The organism is Maribacter cobaltidurans (assembly GCF_002269385.1).
GTDB lineage: Bacteria > Bacteroidota > Bacteroidia > Flavobacteriales > Flavobacteriaceae > Maribacter > Maribacter cobaltidurans.
In genome coordinates this window covers 3,512,181-3,534,037 of the sequence record NZ_CP022957.1, presented here as the reverse complement: position 1 = coordinate 3,534,037, position 21,857 = coordinate 3,512,181, and the positions used below count along the sequence as shown (strand labels likewise).

General features: G+C 36.9%; 21 protein-coding genes. 18 read left to right on the top strand and 3 right to left on the bottom strand.

The genetic code is table 11. From position 1 onward, the window contains the following. The first annotated feature begins 369 nt into the window (after positions 1-369). The 18 genes from CJ263_RS15755 (at position 370) to CJ263_RS15665 (ending at position 17,768) form a co-directional block, all read left to right on the top strand. Positions 370-879: a DUF2975 domain-containing protein gene (locus CJ263_RS15755; RefSeq protein WP_094998153.1), complete on the top strand. Its 510-nt coding sequence runs from the start codon at positions 370-372 to the stop codon at positions 877-879. A 1-nt stretch (position 880) separates the two neighbouring features. Further along, positions 881-1,084 carry a helix-turn-helix domain-containing protein gene (locus CJ263_RS15750; RefSeq protein ID WP_094998152.1) on the top strand — a complete coding sequence of 68 codons (204 nt, stop codon included), beginning with the start codon at positions 881-883 and terminating at the stop codon, positions 1,082-1,084. A 21-nt stretch (positions 1,085-1,105) separates the two neighbouring features. Beyond that, positions 1,106-1,969 (top strand): ABC transporter ATP-binding protein, encoded by an 864-nt coding sequence (locus tag CJ263_RS15745; protein ID WP_094998151.1) that lies wholly within the window; start codon positions 1,106-1,108, stop codon positions 1,967-1,969. After that, positions 1,966-5,139 (top strand): M1 family aminopeptidase, encoded by a 3,174-nt coding sequence (locus CJ263_RS15740; protein WP_094998150.1) that lies wholly within the window; start codon positions 1,966-1,968, stop codon positions 5,137-5,139. The genes CJ263_RS15745 and CJ263_RS15740 overlap by 4 nt, the downstream gene beginning before the upstream one ends. Positions 5,140-5,860: 721 nt before the next feature. Beyond that, complete coding sequence (locus CJ263_RS15730) at positions 5,861-6,196, top strand: single-stranded DNA-binding protein (RefSeq protein WP_094998148.1); 336 nt, start codon at positions 5,861-5,863, stop codon at positions 6,194-6,196. A 72-nt stretch (positions 6,197-6,268) separates the two neighbouring features. Then, positions 6,269-6,718, top strand: a complete 450-nt coding sequence (locus tag CJ263_RS15725) for a JAB domain-containing protein (RefSeq protein WP_094998147.1) — start codon at positions 6,269-6,271, stop codon at positions 6,716-6,718. Positions 6,719-6,847: 129 nt separating this feature from the next. Then, positions 6,848-7,045 carry a hypothetical protein gene (locus CJ263_RS15720; RefSeq protein WP_094998146.1) on the top strand — a complete coding sequence of 66 codons (198 nt, stop codon included), beginning with the start codon at positions 6,848-6,850 and terminating at the stop codon, positions 7,043-7,045. Between the two features lie 506 nt (positions 7,046-7,551). Continuing rightward, positions 7,552-8,088, top strand: a complete 537-nt coding sequence (locus CJ263_RS15715; protein WP_094998145.1) for a BfmA/BtgA family mobilization protein — start codon at positions 7,552-7,554, stop codon at positions 8,086-8,088. 1 nt (position 8,089) lies between these two features. Then, positions 8,090-9,124 carry a MobB family relaxase gene (gene mobB / locus CJ263_RS15710; RefSeq protein WP_094999274.1) on the top strand — a complete coding sequence of 345 codons (1,035 nt, stop codon included), beginning with the start codon at positions 8,090-8,092 and terminating at the stop codon, positions 9,122-9,124. Then, positions 9,121-10,560, top strand: coding sequence for a type IV secretory system conjugative DNA transfer family protein (locus tag CJ263_RS15705; protein WP_094998144.1), 1,440 nt, complete (start codon positions 9,121-9,123; stop codon positions 10,558-10,560). Before mobB ends, CJ263_RS15705 begins: the two co-directional genes overlap by 4 nt. An 88-nt stretch (positions 10,561-10,648) precedes the next feature. Beyond that, on the top strand, positions 10,649-11,251 hold the full coding sequence (locus tag CJ263_RS15700) for a TetR/AcrR family transcriptional regulator (RefSeq protein ID WP_094998143.1): 603 nt from the start codon (positions 10,649-10,651) through the stop codon (positions 11,249-11,251). Further along, entirely contained in the window at positions 11,248-11,988 is a 741-nt protein-coding gene (locus tag CJ263_RS15695; protein WP_094998142.1) for an outer membrane lipoprotein-sorting protein, read from the top strand. Before CJ263_RS15700 ends, CJ263_RS15695 begins: the two co-directional genes overlap by 4 nt. A gap of 17 nt (positions 11,989-12,005) precedes the next feature. Next, entirely contained in the window at positions 12,006-13,217 is a 1,212-nt protein-coding gene (locus CJ263_RS15690; protein WP_094998141.1) for an ABC transporter permease, read from the top strand. 17 nt (positions 13,218-13,234) lie between these two features. Further along, positions 13,235-14,446, top strand: coding sequence for an ABC transporter permease (locus CJ263_RS15685; RefSeq protein WP_094998140.1), 1,212 nt, complete (start codon positions 13,235-13,237; stop codon positions 14,444-14,446). Between the two features lie 23 nt (positions 14,447-14,469). Next, positions 14,470-15,153: an ABC transporter ATP-binding protein gene (locus tag CJ263_RS15680; RefSeq protein WP_094998139.1), complete on the top strand. Its 684-nt coding sequence runs from the start codon at positions 14,470-14,472 to the stop codon at positions 15,151-15,153. A 62-nt stretch (positions 15,154-15,215) separates the two neighbouring features. Beyond that, positions 15,216-16,334, top strand: coding sequence for a hypothetical protein (locus CJ263_RS15675; protein ID WP_094998138.1), 1,119 nt, complete (start codon positions 15,216-15,218; stop codon positions 16,332-16,334). Positions 16,335-16,838: 504 nt separating this feature from the next. Next, positions 16,839-17,330 (top strand): SRPBCC domain-containing protein, encoded by a 492-nt coding sequence (locus CJ263_RS15670; protein ID WP_094998137.1) that lies wholly within the window; start codon positions 16,839-16,841, stop codon positions 17,328-17,330. A 15-nt stretch (positions 17,331-17,345) separates the two neighbouring features. Then, a complete protein-coding gene (locus CJ263_RS15665; RefSeq protein WP_094998136.1) occupies positions 17,346-17,768 on the top strand; it encodes a hypothetical protein in 423 nt (140 codons plus the stop codon). Positions 17,769-17,899: 131 nt separating this feature from the next. Here CJ263_RS15665 and CJ263_RS15660 read toward each other — a convergent pair. The 3 genes from CJ263_RS15660 to CJ263_RS15650 form a co-directional block, all read right to left on the bottom strand. Further along, positions 17,900-19,038, bottom strand: a protein-coding gene (locus tag CJ263_RS15660) for an IS3 family transposase (RefSeq protein WP_229702482.1) whose coding sequence is annotated in 2 segments (ribosomal slippage) — positions 17,900-18,777 and positions 18,777-19,038 — 1,140 coding nt in all. Because the reading frame shifts where the segments join, the coding sequence is not laid out codon by codon here. Between the two features lie 124 nt (positions 19,039-19,162). Next, on the bottom strand, positions 19,163-19,366 hold the full coding sequence (locus CJ263_RS15655) for a hypothetical protein (protein WP_094998135.1): 204 nt from the start codon (positions 19,364-19,366) through the stop codon (positions 19,163-19,165). A gap of 118 nt (positions 19,367-19,484) precedes the next feature. Beyond that, positions 19,485-21,851: a TonB-dependent receptor domain-containing protein gene (locus CJ263_RS15650; RefSeq protein ID WP_094998134.1), complete on the bottom strand. Its 2,367-nt coding sequence runs from the start codon at positions 21,849-21,851 to the stop codon at positions 19,485-19,487. Positions 21,852-21,857 lie beyond the last annotated feature (6 nt).

Genomic DNA, 21,857 nt, shown 5'->3' with positions numbered 1-21,857 from the left:
CGCATAACATTCCGCTTAGCACATTTCCTTACATTTTGTTGCTCTGTATTTAGAAAAAAGAACTTCACTACAGACGTTTTGGACACAATTACCTTTTTGGCATTCATTCCTTTAAGCCATTGTGCTTTGTAGAGAAAGTAAGTCTGTCCTGAGCGAAGCCGAAGGACTTCACTCTTTAGCCAAAAATGGATTAAGTCCGTTTTTCTACAAAATTACTCATATCCCTTTATTTTGATTGGCAATAATTTCTCTAAAAACTTGATTTTTCCTCCTGATTATCTTATTGTTTTTAAAACAAATATTATTGTAAAACAATAATTTATTATATCTTTACAACAATTAATTCCTGCAAAGGAAAAAACACAATAAATGAAAAGAACAAAACTGATTTCCAAAACATTGTATATCCTTTGTTTGGCAATGTCATTCATCTATGGCGCAACAACCTTATACGCATTGGTATGTAAATTAACAAACATAAATATTCACTATACAGGAAAGCAAGAGATTATAGCGTATCCCTTTACAGATACACCGTTTCTAATTTTAAATCCAACATGGAGCTATTGGCTGTTTTCATTTCTAATCCCTATCCTTTTCTATGCATTGTTCTTTTTCTTCTTAGCAAATGTGTTCAAGGTGTTTTTACAACAAAGAATTTTTATCGGCGAGAACATTGTACATCTAAAGCGCTTTTATATCCATAACTTATTTGTGCCAGTCATTTTGGTTTTTATCGCTTCTTTCTTTGAGGAAATAGAAACTCCCGTTTTTATCATTGTCGCGTTGCATTTTTTTCTTGGCGTGTTTGTTTTTATTCTGTCTGATATATTCAGACAAGGGCTCAATCTTCAGAACGAACAAGATTTATATATATAGTATGCCAATCATTATCAACATAGACGTTATGCTAGCCAAGCGCAAGATGAAAAGCAAAGATTTGGCAAACGAAATTGGCATTACTCAAGCCAACCTATCGATTTTAAAAACAGGCAGGGCCAAAGGGGTTCGATTTGAAACCTTAGAGGCCATTTGCAAAGTCCTCGAATGTAAACCCGGTGATATCATAGACTATGTAGAATAGCTACGCCTTAAAATATAATAAATGAATACATTGAAAATAAATAATGTATCCCTTGTCTATAGCAATGGATACCAAGCTCTTAATGGTCTAAATTTAGAGATTACAAACGGAATTTTCGGATTGCTGGGGCCTAACGGTGCAGGTAAATCATCGTTGATGAAAACTATTGTAGGATTGCAAAAACCCTCTGGAGGAACAATAACATTTAACGATGTGGATATTGTTGAAAACCCATTGGAGATTCAAAAGCACTTGGGGTTTTTACCGCAGTACTTTGACGTATATCCAAAAGTCTCAGCCTATCACTTGTTGGAACATTTGGCAAAATTGAAAGGAATCAATCAACCAAAAGAACTGAAAGTACAAATTCTAAACCTGCTGGAAAAGGTAAACCTTTTGGAAGCCAGACACAAAGAAGTGCATACCTTTTCAGGAGGGATGAAACAACGCTTTGGGGTCGCACAAGCTCTCTTGGGAAGCCCTAAAATTGTGATTGTAGATGAACCAACCGCAGGTTTGGATCCTGAAGAGAGAAACCGTTTCAATACCCTATTAAGCGGCCTTAGTGAGGATATGATTATCATACTATCAACACATTTGGTGGAAGATGTACGGAATTTATGCTCCACTATGGCCATTATGAAACAAGGTAGTCTTAGAATCCAAGGAAAACCAAAGGACTTTATCAATCAACTGCAAGGGAAACTGTGGAGTAAGGCAGTAGAAAAAGATGACATTCCAACCCTTGAATCGACCCATAAAGTCATCAATAAACAGTTGGTGGAACGTGTAATGCACCTGACTGTTCTTGCGGATAAATGCCCCGATGGTTTTAGTGCCGTAACTCCTACTTTAGAACATGTTTATTTCACTCATTTATCATGATAAAGGCAGTCATCAAAAACGACATATCCGGAATTTTTCGCCAGAAAATAGTTTATGTTGCGTTAGTACTCTTGGTGGGAATTGGACTTTTGGCAGGTTTTCAATTTAAGGTATCATTGGGAGAAGGTGTTACCGAAAATGCTCCATACAATATAGGCTATGTCATGGGCTTGTTAAGCCTCATTCTTATCTTTATAGCAACCGTTTTTGCATTTCCGTTACTGTTTAAAGAGAAAGATGCCAATTTTGGTCCGATAGTTTTTACCACTCCGGTGCAGAAGTCAAATTTTGCAGTTTCTCGTTTTTTCTCCTTTTATACTTTAACAATTCTGGCCTTTTTCATCATCATTGTCGGGTTTATAATCGGTTCCCAAATAAAACTGGCCCATACGGTGGATAGTGCTTTTCATCCGTGGCACTACGTTTATCCGTTTATTGTTTTTGGATGCTTCAATGCCCTACTTATTTGTATGTTACTTTTTGGGGTCGCCCAAAAATTTCAGAATAAGCTTTTGGTTGCCTTGTGTGGGTTGGCACTCTACGTGCTATATATGATCATCATGCTATTTTCAAATGCTCCTTTTATGGCTCAGGCATTGCCACAGTCTTTGTTTGCCCAGAAAATTTCGGCACTGACCGACCCCTTTGGATTATCGGCATATTTCATGGAAAGTAAAGACCTGACCGTGATGCAACGTAACACCCAAGTCGTGCCTTTTTCCAATTACTTTGCATTAAACCGGTTACTATATTTGGCTCTTTCTTGTATTGGCATTTATGTGGGTTGCCGTACTTTTTCCTTCCTGCCAAAATCAAGAAGAAAAGCCAAAACACAAAAGCATTCGGGAGATGTAAAACTTTCGGGAATCAATGTACCTTTCAAAGCTATCGCCCCTATTTTCAGTTTAAAATCACAAAGACAATCCATCTTTTCTTTTTTCAAAATAGATGTTTTGTATCTGTTTAAGAGTATCGCATTAGTTACTGTTTCGGTGCTGCTGCTTTTTTATGTTGGTGTTGAAATGTATTCCGATATTGATATGGGTATTCGTTTTCCTGAAAACTACGCCGGCTCAGGGCTTCTGGCACAAACCATCAATGGTATCTTTTATATAATTGGAGGATTAGTATTGGTATATTTTGTCAATGATGTGTATTGGCGTAGCGACGCTTCTAACTTTTCTATCATTCAAAACACTACCTTTTATAGCCATCAAAAATTAATAGGTCATTTTGGCAGTTTAACGTTGTTGGTCTGTTTCCTGACTGTTTTGCTTTTGGCTGAAGCTATTATTTTTCAATTCCTCTACGGCTATCTGATTTTTGACTGGAATGCCTATTTGGGCATCTTTGTATTCAATACACTGCCCCTGCTATTGCTGGTGGGCTATTTACTTTTCATCAATTATCTTTTCAAGAACAAAACCCTATCATTGGTTGTTTCCATTTTATTCTTTTTCCTGTTGGCTACGCCAATATCAAACTATATAATACACCATTCGCTATTCCGGTTTTTATCCGGTTACCTCGGCACCTATAGTGATTTTATTGGCTATGGAGCATATTTGCCTGTTTTCGGGCTGCGTCTGGTTTTTGGTTTTTCAATAGTAAGCCTATTGTTTCTAATACATTTCCTCCTATACAATAAAGGGAAAAAGAGGATTGGATTCGCCGCTATTTTAATGATGGTTTGTATTGGAGCGTTAAGTTCTAAATTCTATTTGGACGGCTATAAACCGAAGGATAAAGACACGCTTTTGGCCGAAATGGCAGGCTATGAAAAAACCTATAGAAAATACGACGCCATACCGCAACCAACCGTTAAAAACGTAGTCACTCAAATTAGTCTGTCGCCTGAAACGAAGTCTTATACCATCAAGGGCAGTTACGTGATGAAAAATCTTCATTCCGTACCGTTGGACTCGATATTGATTTCTGTTCCCTCGGATTTTGATGTTGAATCGATGGTTTTTCAGACTAAAAATGAAACGATTCCAATAAAAAATGCCGATAACGAACTCGTGCTGAAACATCCGATACAACCGAATGATTCTGCTCATCTTTCGTTTGATTTGCATTACCAATGGCAGGCGGTCAATGGGCATCGATCGTTCAATGCTATTATTGCGGATGGTTCGTTTATGCGAATTAGCCGCTATTTTCCTCTCTTCGGATATGATGAAGACCGCGAAATTAAAGATGACGATATTCGAAGGCAATACCATTTGGGCAAGGCAACAAGCATAAAGCCCTTGGAAGCAAAAAGAACCCATATTGATGATTTTATCGATTTGGAAATGCAAATTTCGGTTTCTGACGATCAAATAGCTGTAGGAACGGGAGAACTCAAAAAAGAATGGCGAAAAGACGGGAAACGTTTCTTTCTTTATGAAGCTAACGATATACCGTTTCGCTTTGCCCTATCATCGGCTAGATATAAAGTGAAAAAAGCCATACATAACGGTGTTCATATCGAGGTACTTTACCACCCGATACACGGGCAAAATGTGGGTGAATTGATAAAGAATACAACACTTACCTTGGATTATTGCAGCAAGAATTTTGGCCCTTATCCCTTTACCTCGATTGTATTTGCAGAGGTGTCTTCTTTTACGCAAGGATTTAACGGAACGGCTTATCCGGGAGTGATTTATATGACAGAGAATATGGCGTTTCATTCCAATGTAAAAGCAGGTGATAATCAAGACGTGATTAATGAATTGGCCGGACACGAAGTTGCTCATTTTTGGTGGGGAAACAATCAAATCTCTCCTGACTATCGTGAGGGCTATGCGATGCTAACCGAAAGCTTGGCGATGTACACCGAAATGATGATTTACAAACAACGGCACGGCGAAGAAAAAATGTTGGAACGCCTGGAAGTTCAAAAACAAATTTACGAGTCGCAAAAAGGTTTTCACGAACCTGTTCCGTTATTAAAAGCAACGCAACAATATACCGATATTGCCTATAACAAAGGGGCGGTTGTTTTTGTAGAATTGAGCCAACTTATTGGAGAAAACACCTTGAACCTTGTGTTAAAAAACTTTTTAAAGGACTTTAAATATCCAAATCCCAAACCTGTTTCAACGGATTTATTGACGGAAATCCTAAAAGTTTCAGATAAGAAATTCCATCAACGGATTAAGGATTTGTTTTGGGAGGAATAAAACTATGTGCCTTAACGAACAACCCGCTCAGCACATTTCCCTACATTTCGTTGCTCTGCATTTCGGAAAAAGAGCTGCACTCAAAAAAGGTCTTAGACCCAATTCCCGTTTTTGGCTCTTCACTCCGCTAACCCCTTCCCGCGATGCGGGGAAGAAACGCTGCATTTCCAAACCAAAACCGTGAATTAAGTCCGCTTTTAAAATAGGAAAGCCAAAGCTTCGGTTTTCTTCACAGGATTATCGGCAAAGCCTACTTTGGGCTTTGCTCGACAATCCTTAAAAACCTAGCTCCGTCTTGTACATTTTAAGGGGTTTATAATGGATAAAGCCTTTGTCGTTTTTCGGGACGTCGAAAAACGGGCACAGTATAACCAATTCTATTCCAAACTCCGTCCCCTTCACTCGCTTAACTACCTGTACGCTCCCTTGTGGACGGCTTTGGAAGAATTGCTAATACTCTTATGGAACTTGTCAAGACCATAGCAGGTTTCAGTGAAAAATAAGGTTTCTACTTCCTTGAATCCACCGAAAAGGTGGATTGCTACGTCGTAGACACTCCTGATTTGTTCCCTGAAAGTCTTGACAAAACCCACTTTATCCATTGGTGCCGTGCACGCAAGAAATCAAACAAACACCCCTTAAAATTCAACTGAATTTAAATCCAAAGGGGATTTATTAACCCTGTCTGCCAAAACAAGGCAGGCTTTTAAAACAATTTATTATGAGTACTATTAAAAATCATGTACAGTTGATCGGGAACGTTGGGCAGGAACCGACCGTTACGAACCTTGAAAACGGCAGGAAAGTAGCACGCTTTTCCTTGGCGACCAATGAGTATTACAAGGACGGCAAGGGCGAAAAGCAAACGGACACCAATTGGCATACCGTTGTCGCTTGGGGCAAGGTTGCCGACATCATCGAAAAATATGCCGAAAAAGGCAAGGAAATCGGCATCGTGGGCAAATTAAAGACCCGAACCTACACTATGGACGATGGCAACCAACGCTATGTTACCGAAGTGGTAGCCGATGAAATCCTGTTAATGGGCAGTAAGTAAACCAAAAATAAAGAGGGTGTTCCCTTGGAAAGTTGCACCCTCTTTTCATTATCAATCTTAATTAGAATAACAATGAGAAACAAAGTTAACGAAATACAGATACGTTACCGGGAAAAAATAAGTATCTCGAAATCACCACAAATGAACAGTTCCGAGAACGTGGCAAAATTGCTATACGAAAATTGGGACAAGGACACTATCGGGTTGCACGAAACCTTTAAGGTACTCTTACTTAACAACTCTAATAAGGTCAAGGGTATTTACCCGTTGTCCACAGGCGGTATTACTGGCACCATAGTAGATATACGGCTATTGTTCGCCATCGCACTGAAAACCCTGTCCGTGGGCATCATACTGACCCACAACCACCCATCGGGGCAGTTGAAGGCATCCCATGCGGATATCGACCTTACCGAAAAAATCAAGAAAGCGGCACGGCTTTTCGACATTCGGGTACTCGACCATTTAATCATTACGCCCAATGGCGACTATTACAGTTTTGCCGATAACGGGGATTTATAAAATTGGATATCATGGAAAACAAGGAAAAGGAAAAGACGGCATTTGAAATATGGTTGGAAAATGGGCAGGACTTGGGGGATTATCCCGATGGCTTCAATCCCGATTTGTACGACCTATAATACTTTGAAAATGGTACATCTAAATTATAACAATCTCGATGACGAAACCCAAGAACGTTTATTGTCGATGTCAAAAAAGGATATTGAAAAGCGGTTCGGGGAACAATTAAGGAACTACGCCAGGGAACACTTTGTAAATTATCAAACCCTGTTGGAGGAAGAAGCGATACGAAATCTATACAATTACAAGTATATTTTTAGAATCTGAAATGTCAAACAGCACTAAACTAGCCCATTTATTATGATGGGCTTTTTTTATGTCCAATACCCTAAATTCCATATCTTTATAGAGTTGGAACGGGATATATTTCCAACGGTCATCACCCCTTTTTGATTTGACTTTCCTTGATGACCACACCCATTATAAAAGCAATTTGAACGGAACGCAGTTTCCGTAAATCGGCAACCGATTTTTAATCGGGTTGTTCGGAAAATTTTGGTCCCTGCGGGACGAAATTTGGAGAAGCAAGAGGGTAACACGCATAGCGGTGTTATAATTATTTGTTTGCTCATAAAGCATTGTTAATCAATATCTTAAAAACATACAAGTATTTGATTAGCAAGGCCTTTTACAGTAAATGCGGCCAGATCGCCCGAAAACAGGGAATTTTTTACTGTAAAAAACCACTGGGATGAACCCGTAAAGAATTTAAAGGAAAATAATTCGGAGACAGGACAAATCTCGAATACTTAAATCTCGATTATCTAGTAAAAATGGGAGATACCTATCAAAAATATCGCTTTTCGGCCATCAGCATCAAAAAGAAAACGGCCGTGCGCTTTCGGACATTTTCCCGTCTGGTGTCGGATTCCCATACCCGTACCCTAGAGATCGTGATGGACTTTTTTGAACGGAACGACCTTTCTCCAAACGATGACCTAGGAATCCGAAATAATCGTACCAACAAACGTATCAATGCCGTGATTGCCATCCTGAAGAACATCGAAAAGCAACAGACCCTGCCCACCAAGGTCATGTTGAATACCCTGTTCCAGGAAATGTCACAAGTGGAAGACCAAGAAAAGGAAGAAAGCTTTGATTTCGGAACGCCGGAACCTTTTAGCAGGGACAGGGAACTGGAGCATTACCAAAACCGCTATGTGGAAATGCGGCAAGAACTCGGGCAGTATAAAAACCGTGTTCAGAATGTAATGGAACAAATGACCTATGTAAAAGGAACATTTGGCAAAGGGCATTTTAAGCTGGATATGGGCAAGGATGAATTTGAAAAACTCAAAAAAGAATTATAGGATGTACATTACCATCACGGCACAAAAAACTGATGGCAACTATGCCCAAAGTTCAGCAGACTTCGTTTCCTATCTGGAAAAGGAAAACGAGGGCAAGACCGTAGAAGAAATGAAACACTTCTTCAATCAATTTGGGGAAGAAATATCCACGGAAGAGGTCATCAGGGAAATAGACGGGAATACGGCCAAGCTCAAAAAGACCGAGCCCAAGTTCTATTCCATCACCCTGAACCCAAGTGCCAGAGAACTGAAAGCCATACAGGATTCCCCCGAAGCGCTCAAAAACTATACACGGGAAGCCATGAAGGAGTACGCCAAAGCTTTTAACAGGGAAATAGACGGAAGGCCAATCAATGTGGATGATATTAAATACTATGCCAAGGTAGAACGGCAACGCACGTTCAAGGGAACAGACAAGGAAATCCGGGAAAACCAACCCTATGCCACACGGATATTGGAATTAAGGAAAGAGATACGTGGCATCGAGGCCGGACAACAATCGGGCAATATCCGTAAACTGAACAAAGAAATCCAAAAACTGGAGGCAAAGGCCCCACACCGATTGAACGGCAAACGTATCGTTCGGGGAATGGCCAAACCAGGACCACAGAGCCATGTACATATCATCGTCAGCCGTAGAGATGCCTCTAACCGGCATGGTCTTTCCCCGGGGAGCAAGCACAAAGCCTCCGAAGTGGAAATGCACGGCAAGTCCGTAAAACGGGGCTTTGATAGGGACACTTTTTTTAAAAATTCGGAAAAGACATTTGATACCTTGTTCAAATATCGGCGCAATTATGTGGAGACCTATACCGCCCGTAAGACCTTTTTAAAAGACCCCAAACTATATTTTTCTATGATAACCAAATTACCGACCAACGAAAAGGCCGTAGCTTTTAAACTACTTCAAAAATCCGGGGTGAACACCACATTGTTGAGTATCCCTACGAACAAGCTCCAGCTCACCATAAAGGCCATCAACCAACTGAAAAAGGGAATCGGCAAGGCTATTGAATCAGGCTCCATCGGGATATGAACTGGCAATGGGAACATATCGCCCTGTATATCGTTGTACCTATTTTGTTTGCTGGAACTGTACTCTATGGTTTGTTCTTTGCAGAATGGAAAAAACCAATGGATAAAAAGTATCAGGTACATTTTAAATTGAAATATGGGAAGTTTAAAATAGACAACATCAAAAGAGGTGTGTCTATTATAGGTTCTGCAGGTAGTGGTAAAACAGAAAGCGTTATCTATAATTTATTGCAGCATTTTAGCAAACATCAATTTTGCGGTATTCTTCATGACTATAAAGATTTTGAATTGACGGAAATAGCCTATCCTTTATTTAAGGAGAATGGGGTGAAATTCTACACCATTGCTTTTGACCAGATCCACTATCGGGTGAATCCCATAGCACCGAGATATTTACCTAATGAGGAAAGCGTGCATGAAGTTTCAAAAGTCTTGATTGAAAATCTTCTGGGATTAGATGAGTCAAGTACAAACAGTACTTCTAAATTTTTCAATGATGCTGTGGAAGGCTTGTTGGGTGGAATGATATGGAAGTTAAAAACGAGCTATCCCCAATTTTGCACCCTGCCCCACATCATCGCTCTGTTCCAATCGCTCAGCACCAAAAAACTGGTTGCCTTCCTGAAATCGGATTTGACTTCCCAAAGTATGGCAAGTGCTTTTTTAAATGGTATCGAATCGGAAAAACAGACCGCCGGAGTAAAAAGCACTCTGGCCAATGCCTTTAAAAAAATCAGTTCACAAAAACTGTTCATGGCACTGTCAAAAGATGAAGTGCCTCTTAATGTCAATAATGAAAAAAATCCTGCGGTACTTTCCATAGTGAACCACCCTAAATATGAATCCGCATATTCGCCTATTATTGCCGCAATCATTCATACAGTAATTAAACAAATGAGCATCAGGGGGCAGAAATCCTCATTTTTGATGATGGAAGAAGCACCTACTATAAAGTTGCTCAATATGCACCGTATTCCGGCTACACTTCGAAGCTATGATATTGCTACCATTTATGTAATGCAGGATAAGATCCAGAACGATATGCTCTATGGTGAAAAAGCGAGTAAGGCCATTTTGAGCAACCTATCTTATCAATTCTTTGGTAAGGTCAATGACCCGGATACTGCAAAATATTATGAACGATTTTTTGAAATTATCAAAACGCCGACCAAAAGCATAAGTAAAAGCAGTGGGTTGAGTTTTGAGAGTCGAATCACCAAAGGCGAAAGAGAGGTATCCAAACGGAGGGCAGACGCTTTCTTTAGATTGAAACAAGGGGAATTTATCACTTTTGCGGATGGGAAGGATAAGAAACTTCATTTCAAACTGCAACCAATTCAAAAGCTATTTCCTAAAAAAGCAAATCTATTTTCAACTGAAGATTTAAGATTGAATTTTGAGAGAGTTTATAGAGAGACTCAAAACATAGTAAAATAATAAGTTATAAACTTAATCTAAAAACAATTCTTTTATTTTTTTTCTTTGGATTAATTTTTTAATTTTGACCAATCGTTCATTTTAAAATATGAGTCCAAGAACTGAAAAACAATTAGAAGCCCATAAAAAAGAAAAGAAGGAAAAAATCATACGAGGGGCACTACGGCTATTTGCAACCAAGGGGTATTTCAATACTTCAATAAGTGACATTGCCAATGAATTGAACATATCAAAAGGATCTCTTTACAACTATTTTGATAATAAAGAGCGATTGTTAAATGAGGCTGTTGATTTTGCTTTAAAAGAAGCATCAGAATTAAACTTGTCTGAAGATGATTTAAAAGATTTAAGCCCTGAAAAAATATTCAAGGCAGTAGTTGAGGGATACTTTAAGTTGCTTGAAGAAAAAAAAGAACTTTGGAGTCTTATAGTGTCTTTGGCCATACATGTAGGGTCAATACCATCAGTTCATAAAACAATTTCATCCATATATGAAGAACTCACCAAACAATTGAGTGAGCTCTTTACCATGATAGGTCACCATGATCCTGAAAATGAAGCTGTCAAACTAGGGGCGCTAATGGATGGCATTGGTATTCAATATATGATTTTTGGTGAATCATATCCTTTAAACTCGATTAAAGAAAACATTATAAAAGGTTACATAAATTCTAAAAAAAATTTACCATGAAATACAAGTTATTATTATTGTTAATGGTTGTTTCTAACTTCTCATTTAGTCAAAATGCTGATGAAATTGTTAAAAATGCTGATGATAAATTAAGGGGAAAATCGTCCTATTCTGAGATCACCATCAATATCAATAGACCAAAGTGGTCCAAAGAATTGAAAATGAAATATTGGTCAAAAGGTTCAGATTATTCAGTTTCAGTAATAACCAGTCCAGCAAAAGAAAAGGGCACTGTTTTTCTCATGCGAGAAAAAGAGGTTTGGAATTACCTGCCAACAATTGAAAGAACAGTAAAGTTTCCGCCTTCAATGATGTTACAGAATTGGATGGGCACCGATTTAACAAATGATGATTTGGTAAAACAATCTTCACTGGTGACAGATTATGATAAAAAAATTATTGGTGAAGAAGAAAAGGAAGGTTACACCTGCTGGAAAATAGAGTTGACCCCAAAGCCTAATGCCGCTGTTGTTTGGGGAAAAATAATCATTTGGATTGATGAAAAAGAATACATGCAGATGCAGACAGATTTTTATGATGAAGATATGTTTTTGGTCAACCAAATGATAGGATCGGACGTAAAAACATTTGATAGCAAGTTACTTCCTTCAAAACTAACTGTTGTGCCGGTCGATAAACCGGGACAATCTACGGTAATTAGTTATAGTCAGTGGAAGTTTGGTATCGATATACCTGATGAATACTTTACCACCAATTACATGAAACGCATCCATTAATTATTAATTAGTAAACAATGATTCTAAAAATTGCCTGGAGAAACATTTGGCGTAATAAAAAAAGGAGTCTAATTACTGTAGCCTCTATACTCATAGCAATATTCCTTTCCTTAATCATGCGTTCTATGCAGTTGGGTACTTATAAGGGTATGATAGACAATGTGGTAGGTTCATATACAGGATATATACAGCTACATCATAAAGGATATTGGGATAATCGATCAATAGATAATTCAATAATTGTAACTAGTAACTTAATTAATCAATTGTCAAACACAGAAGGTGTTGAAACGATTTTACCAAGATTGGAAAATTATGGTTTATTGTCCTTTGGCGACCTTACTAAAGTAATTAGTCTCAATGGGGTTGATTTTAAAAAGGAGCAAAAATTACAGGATATAAATTCAAAATTGATAACAGGTTTCCTTCCTCAAAACCCAAAGGATATTATTATAGGAAAAGGAGTAGCCTCTTATTTTAAAGTAGAAACCAATGATACTTTGGTTTTTGTAGGACAGGGATACCATGGAATGTTGGCTGCTGATAAATTTCATATTTCTGGAATTATAGACTTGAAAAACCCTGCCTTGAATAAAGTTACGGCTATGATGTCCTTGGAAGATGCCCAAAATCTTTTTAGTGCATCTGGCATTGTTACAAGTCTTGTGGTAGATAAAAATGACAATGTCCAACTTAAGTCGTTGCAAAAAGCAATCTCAAGCAAGTTGGACAGTAACTATGAAGTAATGAACTGGCAACAAATGATGCCTGAATTGCAACAAACCATTTTAGCAGATAGTGTTGGTGGATTGTTGATGATAGCTATCCTGTACATGATTCTCATCTTTGGAATTTTTGGCACCGTACTAATGATGACACAAGAAAGAAAATATGAATTTGGTGTGCTCGTCTCTATTGGGATGAAAAAAGGCAAGTTAATGTTTATGGTGTTTATAGAAACCATTATACTATCATTGTTGGGAGTAATTATGGGTGTTCTTCTTGCGTATCCAATCATGTTGTGGAAACACTACGACCCTTTGGTACTACCTGGTACACAAGCCGAAATGATGGAGAACTTCGGGTTTACTGCAGAAATTCCATTTTACATACAACCTGACCTGCCCTTGGTGCATGCTTCACTAATTTTCATAATAGCCTTGTTGGTATCTCTATATCCTATCTTAATTATTAAAAAACTGAATCCTCTGCATGCTATGAGAGGTTAACTTTTTAAAGTAACAAAATGAAAACATTATTAATGATTGCTTGGAGAAACGTTTGGCGTAATAAACTACGAAGCAGTATTGTCATTGCTTCGGTAGTTTTAGGCATCTGGTCTGGGTTGTTTATCATGGCCATGGTCTCCGGTATGAACGATCAGCGTTTGAGTAGTTTTATAAATACAAATTTGTCCCACATCCAAATTCACAATGCTGGTTTTCAGGAAAATTTTGATAAAAAAGATACTATCATAGGAAGTAATACTCTTTTAAAAGAAATAGACACCATGAGTCATGTAACGGCTTATACGAAACGGTTGGTATTACAAGGAATGGCATCTACAGCTCATGGTAATTATGGTGTGAAGATTATGGGAATATTCCCTGATAAAGAAAAAAATGTCACAGATATTTCAGAAAAACTGGTGCAAGGAACCTATTTGTACAAACTAAAAAGAAATCCAATTATCATTGGGGAAAAACTAGCCAATAAATTAGGTGTTAAAGTCAATTCCAAGGTGGTACTCAACTTTCAAGATTCCAATAATAATACCGTTTCAACTGGTTTTAGGGTTGAAGGAATTTTTAAAACCATAAACAGTTCGTTTGATGAGGAAAATGTATTTGTGAAGTATGATGATTTAGCTCCACTAGTTAGTTTAAGTGGCAAATACCATGAAATAGCCATCTTGTGTGATAACATTACTGAAACTGAAACTGTAGAGAACCAAATCAAAACAAACAATTCCGTTGAAAGTTGGGATCAACTTTCACCAGAATTGGGCTATGCCCAAGAAGCCATGAGCAACTTTATTTACATTTTTATGGGGATTATCTTATTAGCCTTGGCTTTTGGCATTGTTAATACTATGCTCATGGCGGTTCTGGAACGAAAACGAGAAATAGGGATGTTGCTATCTGTTGGTATGGATAAACGAAAAGTCTTTACCATGATTATTTTGGAAACACTTTTCTTGGCTTTTATAGCGGCGCTTCTAGGTGTATTGTTGTCAATATGGACGATTGAATATTTTGGTAGGAATGGCATCAATTTATCGGCTGTGGCCAAAGGACTGGAAAGTTTAGGTATGGGTGCAAGAGTATTTACCAAACTGCCATTTGCCATGTATGTAGATATTACACTAATGACACTTTCTGTAGCTTTGATTGCAGCCATTATACCAGCAAGAAGAGCTTTAAAATTAAATCCAGCAGAAGCCGTGAAAGCTATTTGATAAAAATTTAAAACTCAACAAAAATGAATGTTATAAAAACAGAAAACCTAATAAAGGTTTATAATGAGGGTAAAGGTAACGAAGTGAAAGCGCTTAATGGCGTTTCCTTGGATGTAGAAAAAGGAGAATTCACTGCTATTGTTGGACCTTCTGGGTCTGGAAAAAGCACCTTGCTCAACATTATTGGTGGGCTGGACAGACCCCATTCAGGAGAGGTGTTTGTCGACAAAATTGATATCATTGGAATGAAGGAAAACGAACTTATCAATTTCAGATTACAAAATATTGGTTTTGTATTTCAGGCCTATAATTTAATCCCAGTCCTTAATGCCAAGGAAAATGTAGGTTTCATTATGCTTTTGCAGCATAAGTCAAAGAAAGAAATTGATAATAGAGTTGAAGCCCTGTTAAAATCGGTTGGTTTGGATAGTCAAGCATCAAAACGCCCCAATGAAATGAGTGGTGGTCAACAACAGCGCATTGCAGTGGCCAGAGCATTGGCTTCTAAACCTAAATTTGTATTAGCTGACGAACCTACTGCTAATCTAGATTCAAAATCCACATCAGATCTTCTTGACATTATGGAGCAACTCAATGAAAAAGAAGGAATAACATTTGTTTTTTCAACGCATGATCAACGCGTTATTGATAGGGCACATCGTATAGTAACATTGGAAGATGGTAAAATAATTAAGGATACCAAGTAATTAAGTTGAAGTTAACAAAGCACATAGTATTCTATATTTTGGTTATTGCATCAATAATCAATATGACGGCACAGGAAAAGCAAAATTGGGTTTCTGAACATGTAGACTTTTCGGGTTATGTAAAGTATTTAAACACTTCTAGTTTTACTTCCTTGGATAGTATAGGAAATGACAACCTAATTCATAATAGATTAAACTTTAAGATGTATGCCAACGATAATCTTACACTAGCAATCGAATTACGTAACAGGATATTTTGGGGTACTTCAGTTAAATCAATTCCAGACTATGCGTCAATGGTTGAAAATTCAAACCAAGATATAGATATGACTGCTTTATTGATAAATCGGCCAGCACTTATTATGCTTTCAAATATTGACCGGTTGTATGTAGATTATCATTCAAACAAATGGCAGTTGGTTTTAGGTCGTCAGCGTATAAATTGGGGTAAGAATTTGGTTTGGAATCCAAATGACCTTTTTAATGCTTACAGCTTTTTTGATTTTGATTACGAAGAGCGACCAGGGACAGATGCCTTAAGAGCAAAATATTTCACTTCTGGAAATTCCAGTTTAGAAATTGCTATTAATTATACAGATGAATGGAAAAATAATACAGTGGCTATAAAGTATAATTTCAACAAATTTCAATATGATTTTCAAATGATAGTCGCCAAATATTTGGAAAATTACACCTTGGGGTTAGGCTGGGAAGGTGTTATAAAAGATATGGGTTTCAAAGGAGAATTAAGTTATTTTATGCCCTATGGCAATTCCATCGAAGACAATGCTTTTGTAGGTTCCATTTCGTTTGATTATTATTTCAAAAATGATATTTCCTTAAATGTTTCTACATTATATAATAGTGATGGTATAAGTAACACAAATGCTTATGATACTTCTCAATTATACAGTGAATCTATTGACGTAAAACACCTGATGCCAAATAAATGGTCCTTTTTTGGTCAAGCTTCTAAAACATTTACACCAGCAATAGCAGGTTCAATAGCTTCTATATATGCTGCTGATATTGATATGGTTTTTTTTATGCCACAATTTACCTATAGCATATCACAAAACTGGGACTTTGATGTCACAGGTCAGTTATATTATGGTAAACAAGAAGAACAGTTTTCTAATTTAGGAAACAGTGTTTACTTGAGGTTTAGATATAGTTTTTAGAATTTAATTACCTGTCTTTTGCGAATTTACACGAGGTTCAATGAAAGATTTAAGAAAAGTGGCTATGAAAAAACAAATATCAATTTATTATTCAATCATGAATAACTTTTTAATTGAGGAAATAAATAAAATGGGGTTTGAGTGTATTGAAATACATTAGGTGATTTGTTAAATCTATTTAGGTTTTTCTATCCTAAATTCAAAAAAGAAGTTAGGGAAATATACAAAAAGCTAAAATCCATTTTAGAAGAAGCATTTAGAAAGGAAGAGTCTCAAAATGCTTCAATGGATGCAATTGGTTAATATCAAAATATGAAGGTTTAATTTTTTGGTTCGCGATTTACCCTGAAGAAAGAATAAATGAGTTAATTGAAAAAATATAAAGCAGAGGACTAATAATATTTATGGGTTTTTTTAAGTAATAAAATGATAGTGTAAGGATGTTTCTTAAAAAGAAGTAAATCAAAAATTAGATAAAGTTAACCAAATTACAAACTGTTTATTATGAAAGTTTTATTAGTCCTATTTGCTAGTGCCTTCTTTATTAATGTTAATGCTCAAAAAATGAAAGAATATAAAATTGAAATAGCTGTAAAAGCTTCAAAAGAAAAAGCCTGGGAGGTGATAACAGATTTTGAAAATTATCCTAGTTGGAATTCTGTTTTAAAAATGGAAAGTAACAATAACTTAATTATGGGGAATAAATTCAAAGTAACAATTACACAACCAAATGGCAAAAGTTCAAATTTTAAAGCTAAGGCAGTTAGTAAAAATGATTTTAAATCATTTTCTGCTACTCAAGTTGTTATGCTGAATTGTTTTTTTAAGGCAACACATAGTTTTATAATTGAAGAGGTAGACAAACAGAATGTTGTTTTTATTCAAAAATGGGAATTAAAAGGAATTATTGCCTCTCTGTTTAGAAAAAAGATTTTTAAAGAATTAGAAATTTTTAAGAAAATGAATAGAGAACTTAAAGAATTAGTAGAACAGTAGTAAAGTAGGATTGTTATGTTAAGACTTGGTGGATATATAAATATAATAATAGCATTTGCTCACATTATCGGTCTATTTTGGGCAGAAAAAATGTTTGAGATAACAGGGATAGGAGAAGAAATGGTTAAGCTTTCTCAAATACATTTCTCATTACCTTACCTATTGACGATTTTTGTTGCTATTGTCTTTTTCATTTTTGGACTTTATGGCCTTTCCGCAGATGGAAAAATTAAAAAACTCCCAAATTTAAAATATGGAATATTTATAATTTCAGGAGTGTATATAATTCGCGGTGCTGGAGAATTATTGTTTGGTATTCCTCAACAAAAGGCTGTATCCAGTTTAGAAACAATTTATTCTATTGTTGCTTTAGGCATAGGGTTACTGTTTTTATTTGGAGGTTTAAAAAAATGGAAGTTTAAAAATATAAGAGTATAATTAAAACGGGGTGTAAAATTCGCTTAAAATTAAATGGCAGATTTAATAAAAGAAACTTCAAAAAAAGAAATATCAATTTTTCGTACATCAGTAAATTCAGAAAACGAAGTTAGGCTGTAGCCTTCCCCTTCTTAGGACATCGCTAAATTCATAAAATTATCATTAATGTTGTCCGTTTCGGGGAAGAATTCTTCCCCGAAACGGTTCTTGTATTCCCTAGGCGGCATATCCCCGATGGATGAATGGGGATGCCTTGTATTGTAATCCTCCCTCCATTTTTGGGTCAGCGCCCTTACTTGGTGCAGGTCGTTGAACCAGTATGCATCGAGTACGTCCTCCCTGTAAAACCTGTTCAGGCGTTCCATATATCCATTCTGCATGGGCTTGCCCGGTTGGATGAACCTGAGTTCGACCCTTTTCTTTTTGCACCATGCCGCCAAGGTCTTGGAGATGAACTCGGGACCGTTGTCGCACCGTATCGTTTTGGGAAGGCCTATCTCCTCTTCCAGGTGCCCAAGGGTCTCCACGACCTTTCTTGCCGGGTAGTTCAGGCCAACGTCCATTGCCAGTGCCTCACGGTTGCAATCGTCCATGACGTTGAACACCCTTACCTTTCTTCCATCGGACAGTACATCGGCCATGAAGTCCATGCTCCATACCTCGTTGAGCTCGATCGGGGCCTCCAACGGGTTCTTTACCCTTGCCGGGAGTCTTTTCTTATGTTTTCTGCGCAACTTTAGACCCATGTTCCTGTAGACCCTAAGTACACGTTTCCTGTTCCATTTATGGCCTTCGCGACGAAGCCGTTTAAAATATACCTCGAAACCCCTGGTCGGCAGTTCTTCCGCCAACCTCGATAACGCATCGATGACTTCCGTATCGTCCTTTTTGGTACGGTAGTACCACATCGAACGGGCAAGCCCGATTACCCGGCAGGAACGCGATACGCAGACCGAATAGGCCTCCTGGAGATATTTTGCGCGGTGCTTCTTGTCGGAAGGCCCTAGAACTTTTTTGACAGTACATCCTTTAACATACGAACGTCCAGACTTACATCGGCGTACATCTGTTTGAGCTTGCGGTTCTCATCCTCGAGCTCTTTGAGCCGCTTCATATGGGCCACTTCCATGCCCCCGTACTTCTTCCTCCAATAGTAAAAGGTGCTCTTGTCAACACCCATCTCGCGGGAGATGTCCCCGACACTTCTTCCTTGTTCGTTCTCTTTTAATGCCTTGATGATCTGGCTCTCGGTAAACTTGCTTTTTTTCATATGACAGTTAAAATTTAAAGTTAGAAAATTCTAATTTTAAGCTGTCCTATTTTTAGGGAAGGCTACAAGGCAATTAAAGCCTTTACTAGATGTGATAATTGGTTCTAAAAATTGGAACTTCGACTTAGAAGATTGTGCATTCATATAATTCTATGACGTCTGAAGCTATTTTAAAATATTCATCTCCATCCAAAAGAACAAGGATTGATAAACTGCCTTTATGTTTTTCAAAATCAGTTGGAAATCTTAACCAAGTTTCTATTTCTTCATTTAGTATTTCTGATTTTAATGCTAGCTTCTTTCCAAATACCAAAGAAATTGTATCCAATTGTGCTTTTGCAGAAATACAGATTATTAAAAATAGAATACCTTAAAATTTCTTTCTTATCATATTATTGTTCATACACCCAGAGCTTTATCTAAAAATAGGTTAGTAAATTTTAAATTCAATTATTATCCTTTATTCTGCCCTGCTCTTCTTCAGAAGGGTTTCTTTTATCCTTTTCCTTATTAAAATTCGACCCAAAATTGTATGTCAATTGAAAATAGACATTTTGACGGGACCAATCGCTTATAATATCGGCATCAATATTATCATAAATAATATTGCCATAGAATTTGCGATTCAAAATCTCCTCAATACCCAAATTGATTTTGAATTTATCATCCATAAACTTTTTGCTTATGGCAAAACTAAGTCCGGCCAACCAATCGTGTTCTATTTGCCCCTGAAGTCCGCCGGTGGTATAGTATCCCGTCAATTCTGAATTCATATCCCAGGGAAGTTGATACTCCAGGTTTGTGTACCATGTCAAACTCCATTTATCCAAATCGAGTTTTGGGGTCAAATTTTCTGATTCGTATTTATTATAATTTACTATAATTCCGGTATAGCCATCCAAACCATCAAGAAAACTTACAGGTGCAAAACCCCTAAAGCTCCAATTTTCCCTCTTGGCAAGATTGATTACCGACCTGGAGGTTTGGGCCGTGGCATCATCTTGAGATATAATTTCGAATAAGGCGTCGTCTGTATTCTTGTATCCTATGCTAAAAAAGGGTTGATTATCATAAGTAAGATTAAATTGAAAACTATTGGTGAATTCAGGTTTTAAGTTTGGATTTCCTTGCTCAAAAGTATAAGGGTCGTAATAATAGACAAATGCATTTAGGGAATTATAAGAAGGCCTTAAAATTCGATAGCTATAAGATAGATTAGCTCCAAATTTGTCATTAATTTTTCTATCGATGCTAGCACTTGGAAATAATTTCGAAATTCTCCTGCTCCTTACTTCATTTGTATTGGTGGAAGTTCCCTTTGTATTACTGTTTTCCCAACGTAACCCACCAGAAAATGACCAATTTTCCCACTTTTTCACCATTTTTAAGTATATGGCCAAGATGTCTTCATCTACCAAAAAACGGTTACTTTGGTCAGCATCCAAAGTGAAATCCCCATTCGTATTTTGTACAAAAGAACGTAAGTCACTATCCGTGGAAACCCTTGAGTATTTTGTTCCGAACATCCAATTAAAATCTTGATTTAAAGTACGTTTATAATCTCCTTTATAAGTCAATATTTGATATTTTCCATCTTGAAAATATCGTTGGTCATCGTATGAAATTGGACTCTGTCCGACTTTATATAAATTGTTAATATTATCATTGTTGTAATCAACGTAATCAAAATCTAGAATGAACTTATTTTTTTCATCTTCAAACTTATAGTATGGGTTTATATTATAAGTTTTTCTATTACGATCAAAACTATTTTCAGTGAGTAAGGATTCTGATGAACCCGTTTCAATAATTTGGGTACTGTTAGATGCTATCCTGTCGGAATCTGTATTAATAAATCTTGTTCCAAATCCTATGGTATGATGCTCATTTATGTAATAGTCTAGCCCTCCATTGAATCTATAAGTTTTTGGATTATATGGTGAAATAGTCGATTGGTCATAAATTTCTCCATTTACCCTTCTAGTTATAAAAAGGTCTTCTCTCCATGCTGATTTTCTATACCCTGCACCTAATTGCCAATTAAGTTTATTCTTATAGCTTGCAATTGAGCCACTCACCCCATATTCAGGTCGATTATCATATCCCGTATAAAGTTTAAGGTTTCCATTAGTGCCTAGTCTAACATTTTTTTTGAGGATAATATTGATTAATGGACCTGACCCTTCGGCATCAAACTCAGCACCAGGTTGTTGAACCAATTCAACCTTTGAGATATTGTCCGCTGGGAGGTCTCGCAATAAGGATGAAATATCCATATACTCGGTTGTTTTTCCATTTATTAAAATGGTTATGCCTTGTTGTCCGCCATAAGTAATATTTCCATTGGTAACGATAATACCCGGTACTTTCTTCATGACATCCTGTAAATTGGAACTCACCATTTCAGATTGCTCCAAATTAACTATCAATTTTTCCGCTGTTTGCCGAATTATGGGACGATTACTTTTAACAACAACTTCGTTTAATGCTTGAGCTTCTTCCTCTAAGGTAAAACTATATGTTACATTTTGGTTTTCATCAGAAAGGGTAAAGGAATCTGATTTTTGGGTCTTAAAACCTAGGACAGAAACCTCCAGTAAATAATTTCCATTAGGAATATCCATAAAGGAATATACCCCTTTATCATCACTCACGGCTCCTGTTACCACCTTATCAGTATCCGCATGATATAAGACAATATTTGCAAAAGGTAATGGCTCTTCTGATTTATCAACAATCTTACCAGAAATGCTATTTTGAGAATACAATAATCCCGTATTCAGCAAAACATATATTATTATACTAATTCTCATAAATTT

What these genes read in the sequence shown, in the direction of transcription:
- CJ263_RS15755 (WP_094998153.1), top strand. Translation starts at nt 370, where the DNA reads ATGAAAAGAACAAAACTGATTTCCAAAACATTGTATATCCTTTGTTTG.
- CJ263_RS15750 (WP_094998152.1), top strand. Translation starts at nt 881, where the DNA reads ATGCCAATCATTATCAACATAGACGTTATGCTAGCCAAGCGCAAGATG.
- CJ263_RS15745 (WP_094998151.1), top strand. Translation starts at nt 1,106, where the DNA reads ATGAATACATTGAAAATAAATAATGTATCCCTTGTCTATAGCAATGGA.
- CJ263_RS15740 (WP_094998150.1), top strand. Translation starts at nt 1,966, where the DNA reads ATGATAAAGGCAGTCATCAAAAACGACATATCCGGAATTTTTCGCCAG.
- CJ263_RS15730 (WP_094998148.1), top strand. Translation starts at nt 5,861, where the DNA reads ATGAGTACTATTAAAAATCATGTACAGTTGATCGGGAACGTTGGGCAG.
- CJ263_RS15725 (WP_094998147.1), top strand. Translation starts at nt 6,269, where the DNA reads ATGAGAAACAAAGTTAACGAAATACAGATACGTTACCGGGAAAAAATA.
- CJ263_RS15720 (WP_094998146.1), top strand. Translation starts at nt 6,848, where the DNA reads ATGGTACATCTAAATTATAACAATCTCGATGACGAAACCCAAGAACGT.
- CJ263_RS15715 (WP_094998145.1), top strand. Translation starts at nt 7,552, where the DNA reads ATGGGAGATACCTATCAAAAATATCGCTTTTCGGCCATCAGCATCAAA.
- mobB (WP_094999274.1), top strand. Translation starts at nt 8,090, where the DNA reads ATGTACATTACCATCACGGCACAAAAAACTGATGGCAACTATGCCCAA.
- CJ263_RS15705 (WP_094998144.1), top strand. Translation starts at nt 9,121, where the DNA reads ATGAACTGGCAATGGGAACATATCGCCCTGTATATCGTTGTACCTATT.
- CJ263_RS15700 (WP_094998143.1), top strand. Translation starts at nt 10,649, where the DNA reads ATGAGTCCAAGAACTGAAAAACAATTAGAAGCCCATAAAAAAGAAAAG.
- CJ263_RS15695 (WP_094998142.1), top strand. Translation starts at nt 11,248, where the DNA reads ATGAAATACAAGTTATTATTATTGTTAATGGTTGTTTCTAACTTCTCA.
- CJ263_RS15690 (WP_094998141.1), top strand. Translation starts at nt 12,006, where the DNA reads ATGATTCTAAAAATTGCCTGGAGAAACATTTGGCGTAATAAAAAAAGG.
- CJ263_RS15685 (WP_094998140.1), top strand. Translation starts at nt 13,235, where the DNA reads ATGAAAACATTATTAATGATTGCTTGGAGAAACGTTTGGCGTAATAAA.
- CJ263_RS15680 (WP_094998139.1), top strand. Translation starts at nt 14,470, where the DNA reads ATGAATGTTATAAAAACAGAAAACCTAATAAAGGTTTATAATGAGGGT.
- CJ263_RS15675 (WP_094998138.1), top strand. Translation starts at nt 15,216, where the DNA reads ATGACGGCACAGGAAAAGCAAAATTGGGTTTCTGAACATGTAGACTTT.
- CJ263_RS15670 (WP_094998137.1), top strand. Translation starts at nt 16,839, where the DNA reads ATGAAAGTTTTATTAGTCCTATTTGCTAGTGCCTTCTTTATTAATGTT.
- CJ263_RS15665 (WP_094998136.1), top strand. Translation starts at nt 17,346, where the DNA reads ATGTTAAGACTTGGTGGATATATAAATATAATAATAGCATTTGCTCAC.
- CJ263_RS15650 (WP_094998134.1), bottom strand. Translation starts at nt 21,851, where the DNA reads ATGAGAATTAGTATAATAATATATGTTTTGCTGAATACGGGATTATTG.